Origin of the sequence: Pseudomonas sp. GM79, assembly GCF_000282495.1 — a bacterium.
Lineage (GTDB): Bacteria > Pseudomonadota > Gammaproteobacteria > Pseudomonadales > Pseudomonadaceae > Aquipseudomonas.
On sequence record NZ_AKJE01000018.1, the window covers coordinates 1 to 5,722 of the forward strand.

Consider the following 5,722-nt stretch of genomic DNA (forward strand, 5'->3'; position numbering starts at 1 on the left):
GCGAAAGCGGCCAGACAGGTCGCCGCAGAAGTTGGATATGGGTAAGATAGCGGCCCTTCCCCGCAGCTCTTTTCTGCGACCCTGCCGAATAAGCCCATTCCATGCCTTTCGAACTCAGCGTTGACCTCACTACCCTGGCCGTTCTGGCTCTCGTCGCTTTCATTGCCGGTTTCATCGACGCCATCGCCGGTGGTGGCGGTCTGTTGACCACCCCGGCACTGCTGACCGCCGGCCTGCCGCCGCACTTGGTGCTGGGCACCAACAAGCTCAGTTCAACCTTCGGCTCGGCCACCGCCAGTTTCACTTTCTACCGGCGCAAGTTGTTCCATCCACGGCAATGGATGCACGCCATTGTCGGCACGCTGGTGGGCGCACTCACCGGTGCCGTGGTCGCTCATTACCTGCCGGCGGAATGGCTGAACAAGATGCTGCCGGTGATCGTTTTCGCCTGCGGTCTGTACCTGTTGTTCGGCGGCACACCAAAGGCGCCGCTGGACAGCGACGCACCGATCAAGAAAAAGTGGCAATCGACTCAAGGCTTCAGCCTCGGCTTCTACGACGGCGTGGCCGGTCCGGGAACGGGAGCGTTCTGGACCGTCAGCAGCCTGCTGCTCTACCCCATCGACCTGGTCAAGGCCAGCGGCGTGGCGCGCAGCATGAACTTCGTCAGCAACATCGCGGCGCTGTCGGTGTTCATATTTTCCGGCCAAGTGGACTGGATCATCGGCCTGAGCATGGGCCTGTCGGTGATGGTCGGCGCCTTCTTCGGCGCGCGCACCGCCATCAGCGGCGGTGCGAAATTCATTCGTCCGGTGTTCATCACCGTGGTGCTCGGCTTGACCGTCCGGTTAGCCTGGCAGCACTGGTTCAGCGTGGCCTAAGCGCCGCGCCACGTAGACGTCGATCAGGTAACGGGCAATGGAGCGTGACGCCGGCAACGGCGGCAGCTCGTGCACGTTGAACCACTGGGCGTCTTCGATCTCGTCTTCCTGACAGACAATCTCGCCGCCGGCGTACTCGGCGTGAAAACCAAGCATCATCGAATGCGGGAACGGCCAACACTGACTGCCCATGTACTGGATGTTCTTGACCTCGATCTGCACCTCTTCGCGGACCTCGCGAATCAGGCAGTCCTCGGCCGACTCACCCGGCTCGGCAAACCCCGCCAACGTACTGTAGACCCCGGCGACAAAACGCGGCGAACGAGCCAGCAGAACCTCGTCGCCACGGGTTACCAGCACGATCATGCTCGGTGAAATGCGCGGATAGTGGCGTATATCGCACGGCTCACAGTACATCGCCCGCTCACGCGGCACCTGGCTCATCACCTGCCCGCAATTGCCGCAAAAACGGTGTTCACGGGCCCAGGTGCCGATTTGCGCGGCGTAGCCAAGCACCTTGTAGACGGTGTGATCGCCCTCGAGCATGAACGCTCGCAGGCCTTTCCAGTTGCAGCCCGGTACTTCGCTGTGACTGCGCAACTCCAGCAGGTAGACCGGTTCGCCATCCAGGTGACCGATGCCATGCTCGGCGAGAATCGACAGGTCCTGACGCTTGAGCCATTCGCGTGGAAACAGCGCGCCATTGTCATCGAACAAAAAGCCTTCGGGGCTGCGCGCCACGGCCCAGCCGCCGGGTTGATCGGTGTCCAGTACTGCGGTGGTCCAGCGTGAAGTCATGGTTAATCAATCCAGAAATTCGGGTTTCTGTTTGCTCATATGGGCGGCCATGGCCACGCGCAGATCGGTGGATTGCAGCATGGCGGCGTTCCAGGTGGCGACGTATTCGAGGCCGTCGTCGATGCGATGGTCGCGCATGTAGCTGATCATCTCTTTGGTACCAGTGACCGCAATCGGCGACTTGCCGGCGATCTCGCGGGCAATGCCCATCACGCCTTCAAGCAGGCTGGCGGCATCGCTGTAGACGCGATTGACCAGGCCAATGGATCGCGCTTCGTCGGCGCCAAAGGTGCGACCAGTGTAAGCCAGTTCACGCAGCATGCCGTCACCGATTATCCGTGGCAAGCGTTGCAAAGTGCCTACATCGGCTGCCATGCCGATGTCGATTTCCTTGATGGAAAATTGCGCGTCCTCGGCGGCGTAACGCATGTCGCAGGCCGAGATCAGGTCGATGGCGCCGCCCAGGCAATAACCCTGAATCGCCGCCAGTACAGGTTTGCGGCAGTTGTCGACGGCATTGAAGGACGCTTGCAGCGTGAGGATCGTTCGTCGTAGCAGCCGTGCATTGCGGCTGACGTCCTTGCCCAACTCATTGAGCATACCGGCCATCATCATCAGGTCGATGCCCGAAGAAAAATGCTTGCCGGCACCACTGAGCACCACCACCCGGACTTCATCGGTATCGTCGATCCACTGGAAAATCTCGATGATCTCGCTCCAGAACGCGGCGTTCATCGAATTGATCTTTTCCGGGCGATTGATCTGCACATGGGCGATGTTATCGGCCAATTCGACGCTGAAGGCGGTGTATTGAGACATGGCAGTGATCCTTTACCGGGCAGAATATGAGGCCCGAACTATAACAAGGCATCCGTGCCGGCAGTAAGGCAGCGGTTCGGCCAAATGCGGGACTACTCCGGGTTTTGTGGTGTCTGGACGGGCCTCTTCGCGGGCAAGCCTCGCTCCTACAGGGAAATGGTGTCGGATACATAACCCCCGTAGGAGCGAGGCTTGCCCGCGAAGGCCACACCGCCGATCCAACTGACCTTCACCGCCACAAACGCAGCCATTTCATGAACCCGACTTAGCGCACCAGCAAAGTTATCACTATGCTTGCACCGGACTTTCCAAGGAGGAATCCGCCCATGCCAATCTCTTCACGTGCAGCCTTGCTGGTTATCGACGTACAGAACGACTTCATTCCCGGTGGTCAACTGCCGGTGCCGGAGGGCGACCTGATCGTGCCCTTGATTAACCAGCTCGGTCGCCAGTTCAAGCAGGTCATCATTGCCCAGGACTGGCATCCGCCCGGCCATGCCTCATTCGCTTCCAGCCACCCGGGGCGCAAACCTTACGATGTGATTCAGTTGCCTTATGGCGAGCAAACGCTCTGGCCTGAGCATTGCGTACGGGCTACACCCGGCGCCGAGTTCCACGCGGAACTGGACCTGCCTCACGCCCAACTGATCATCCGCAAAGGCTGCAATCCGGACATCGACAGCTATTCGGCGTTTCTGGAAGCGGATCGAACCACGACCACAGGCTTGGCCGGGTATCTTAAAGAGCGCGGCATCGACACGGTTTACATGGTCGGGCTGGCACTGGATTTCTGCGTGATGTTTTCTGCGCTGGACGCGCGGGCTGCGGGGTTCAATGCGTTTGTGGTGATGGATGCATGTCGGGCGATTGATCTGGATGGATCGCTGGCGGCGGCAATTGACCGGATGCAGGTGGCTGGGGTCGGGTTGATTCCATCAACCGAAATACTTGGTTGAGCGCTCAACAATCTGTGACTGGTGATTCCCTGTGGCGAGGGGGCTTGCCCCCGTTGGGTCGCGAAGCGGCCCCGCTCTCTGTAGGAGCTGCCGAAGGCTGCGATCTTTTGATCTTATTCTTTTAAAGCAAGATCAAAAGATCGCAGCCTTCGGCAGCTCCTACATTTGGATCGGGGGAAACCCGCAAACGCGAATCGTCTGAAAGAGTGCCTTTAAACCGGGGTCGGCAACCAAAGTCGAAACCGCGCTCCCCCCAGCGGCGAAGCTTGCGCGGTGAGTGTGCCGCCCTGCGCTTCCAGCGCCCGACGGCTGATTGCCAGGCCCAGACCAAACCCGCCTGTGGCCCGATCCCGGCTGCGGTCCAGCCGATAAAACGGCTCGAAAATCCGCTCCCGCTCTTCTTCCGGAATGCCGATGCCATCGTCATCCACCCAGATCTCACAGCCCTTGGGGCACACCTGCACGCCGATCTGAATCCGTTTTTCGCAGTACCGCATGGCGTTGCGCAGCAGGTTCTGGATCGCCCGGGCGGTCAGTCGCGGGTCCAGTGAGAAGCGTTCGAGCTGGCCGTTGAGCAGTACATCGATGACGATTTGCGGTGACTCAAGTTCTTCATCGACGCTGCCCAAAATGCTGTCGATGAACTCATCCAGCGACACATCGACCTGTTCCGGCAGCCGCCCCGGGTTTTGCAAACGGCTGTAAGACAGCAATTCCAGCACCAGTTCATCCAGTTCGCGAATGTGCGCGACCAAGCCTTGCAGACGTTCGCGGCTGGTGGCCGGCAAGTCGTCGGACAGCGCCAGGGCCAGGCCGAAATCCAGCCGCGTCAGTGGCGTGCGCAACTCGTGGGACACGGCGTTGAGCAGATCGCGCTGTTGGTTGAGCAAGTTTTCGATGTCGCCGGCCATGGTGTCGAAAACATTGGCCAGGCTGCCGATGTTGGAGCTGGGGGAAATCTGTGTGCGCTCGCTCAAGTGACCCTTGCCGAAGCGTTCGGCGGTGCCTTTGAGGCGTTCCAGGTCGCGCCAGTGCGGGCGCAACCACAGCAACAGACAGGCGAGCATGGTCGCGCCGATCAGCACGTTGATGCTCCAGTACAACCAGCTGACGTCCGTCGGGTCCGGCGGCACGACCATCTTCACGACCAGTTGCTCGTTCAACGGCGCCACGGCCAAGGTGCGCCAGCCCCAATCGCCGATGCGCACGACGTTTTCCCCGCGCTGCAAGCGCGCACGTTCATCCAGAGTAAATTCGGCGTCATCGTTACGGGCCAGCACAATGTCCAGCGGCTGGAATTCCTTGTCCATCTCAGCTGCCAGCGCTGGCCACTGCTCTGAAGGCACGGCGCGAAACTGCTTGGCAATCAGCGTTTGCAAACCTCGGGAATAATCAAGGTTATAGGTCACGAAGCGCTCATGGAAAACCTGGATCACCAGGTCCGGCACCAGGTAGATCGCCGCGCTGAACGAGACGATAGTCACCAGATAGAGGCGAAACAGGATTCTGAACATCGACTCAGCATTCCCACTCGGAGCGGCTGAACAGGTAGCCCTTGCCCCACACGGTCTTGATCTTGCGCGCCTCGCCAGCATGGTCGTCGAACTTGCGCCGCAACTTGGAGATTGCGACGTCCACCGAGCGGTCGGTGCCGTTGAACTCGATACCGCGCAAACGTTGCAGAATCTGGTCGCGGCTCAGTACTTCGCCGGCATGCCGGGCCAGCACCACCAGCAGGTTGTATTCACCGCTGGACAGCTCGACCAGTTGCTCGCGCCAGGTCACGGTGCGCTCGGACAGGTCGATGCACAGGTTGCCCATGAGAATGCGATCGTTGGCGGTCATCGGTTCGCTGAGGCTGCTGCGGCGCAACAAGGTGCGCACCCGGGCCAGCAAGACGCGTGGTTCGCAAGGTTTGGTGACGTAGTCGTCGGCCCCCATTTCCAGGCCCAACACTTGATCGTGGCTGTCGTCGCGGGCGGTGAGCATCAGGATCGGCAAAGTCGCCGAATCGGCTCGCAGCAAGCGGCAGACCTGCAAACCGTCGAGCCCCGGCAGCATCAGATCGAGAATCACCAGGTCCGGAGGATTGAGCCGCGCCCGTTCGCGCACATGATCGCCACGGCTGATCACGCTGACGCAATAGCCGTTGCGTTCCAGGTAGCTGGCAATCAGTTCGGAGAGCGCGGAGTCGTCTTCGACCAGGAGGATGTTGGGCATGGTGTTTCCAGAAAGTGCAGTGGCGCCTGTCAGGGCCTCTTCGCGAGC

At 60.4% G+C, this 5,722-nt stretch carries 6 protein-coding genes; 2 read left to right on the forward strand and 4 right to left on the reverse strand.

What is annotated here, in order from left to right:
- The first annotated feature begins 101 nt into the window (after positions 1 to 101).
- Complete coding sequence (locus PMI36_RS26330) at positions 102 to 881, forward strand: TSUP family transporter (protein WP_008067915.1); 780 nt, start codon at positions 102 to 104, stop codon at positions 879 to 881.
- Here the strand turns inward: PMI36_RS26330 and nudC are convergent.
- Positions 849 to 1,679, reverse strand: a complete 831-nt coding sequence (gene nudC, locus PMI36_RS26325) for an NAD(+) diphosphatase (RefSeq protein ID WP_008067916.1) — start codon at positions 1,677 to 1,679, stop codon at positions 849 to 851. The two genes, PMI36_RS26330 and nudC, sit on opposite strands and share 33 nt — an antisense overlap.
- 6 nt (positions 1,680 to 1,685) lie before the next feature.
- Complete coding sequence (locus PMI36_RS26320; RefSeq protein WP_008067918.1) at positions 1,686 to 2,498, reverse strand: crotonase/enoyl-CoA hydratase family protein; 813 nt, start codon at positions 2,496 to 2,498, stop codon at positions 1,686 to 1,688.
- A 326-nt stretch (positions 2,499 to 2,824) separates the two neighbouring features.
- Here PMI36_RS26320 and pncA point away from each other — a divergent pair, with 326 nt between their 5' ends.
- The gene (gene pncA, locus PMI36_RS26315) at positions 2,825 to 3,454 is read left to right on the forward strand and encodes a bifunctional nicotinamidase/pyrazinamidase (protein WP_008067919.1); all 630 of its coding nucleotides are present in this window, start codon (positions 2,825 to 2,827) and stop codon (positions 3,452 to 3,454) included.
- A gap of 212 nt (positions 3,455 to 3,666) precedes the next feature.
- On the opposite strand, the gene PMI36_RS26310 is transcribed toward pncA, so the two are convergent.
- Together PMI36_RS26310 and PMI36_RS26305 are read right to left on the reverse strand one after the other, a co-directional pair.
- The gene (locus tag PMI36_RS26310) at positions 3,667 to 4,968 is read right to left on the reverse strand and encodes an ATP-binding protein (protein WP_008067920.1); all 1,302 of its coding nucleotides are present in this window, start codon (positions 4,966 to 4,968) and stop codon (positions 3,667 to 3,669) included.
- A 4-nt stretch (positions 4,969 to 4,972) separates the two neighbouring features.
- Complete coding sequence (locus tag PMI36_RS26305; protein ID WP_007900125.1) at positions 4,973 to 5,674, reverse strand: response regulator transcription factor; 702 nt, start codon at positions 5,672 to 5,674, stop codon at positions 4,973 to 4,975.
- Between the last annotated feature and the right edge of the window lie 48 nt (positions 5,675 to 5,722).

What these genes read in the sequence shown, in the direction of transcription:
- pncA (WP_008067919.1), top strand. Translation starts at nt 2,825, where the DNA reads ATGCCAATCTCTTCACGTGCAGCCTTGCTGGTTATCGACGTACAGAAC.
- PMI36_RS26310 (WP_008067920.1), bottom strand. Translation starts at nt 4,968, where the DNA reads ATGTTCAGAATCCTGTTTCGCCTCTATCTGGTGACTATCGTCTCGTTC.
- nudC (WP_008067916.1), bottom strand. Translation starts at nt 1,679, where the DNA reads ATGACTTCACGCTGGACCACCGCAGTACTGGACACCGATCAACCCGGC.
- PMI36_RS26330 (WP_008067915.1), top strand. Translation starts at nt 102, where the DNA reads ATGCCTTTCGAACTCAGCGTTGACCTCACTACCCTGGCCGTTCTGGCT.
- PMI36_RS26320 (WP_008067918.1), bottom strand. Translation starts at nt 2,498, where the DNA reads ATGTCTCAATACACCGCCTTCAGCGTCGAATTGGCCGATAACATCGCC.
- PMI36_RS26305 (WP_007900125.1), bottom strand. Translation starts at nt 5,674, where the DNA reads ATGCCCAACATCCTCCTGGTCGAAGACGACTCCGCGCTCTCCGAACTG.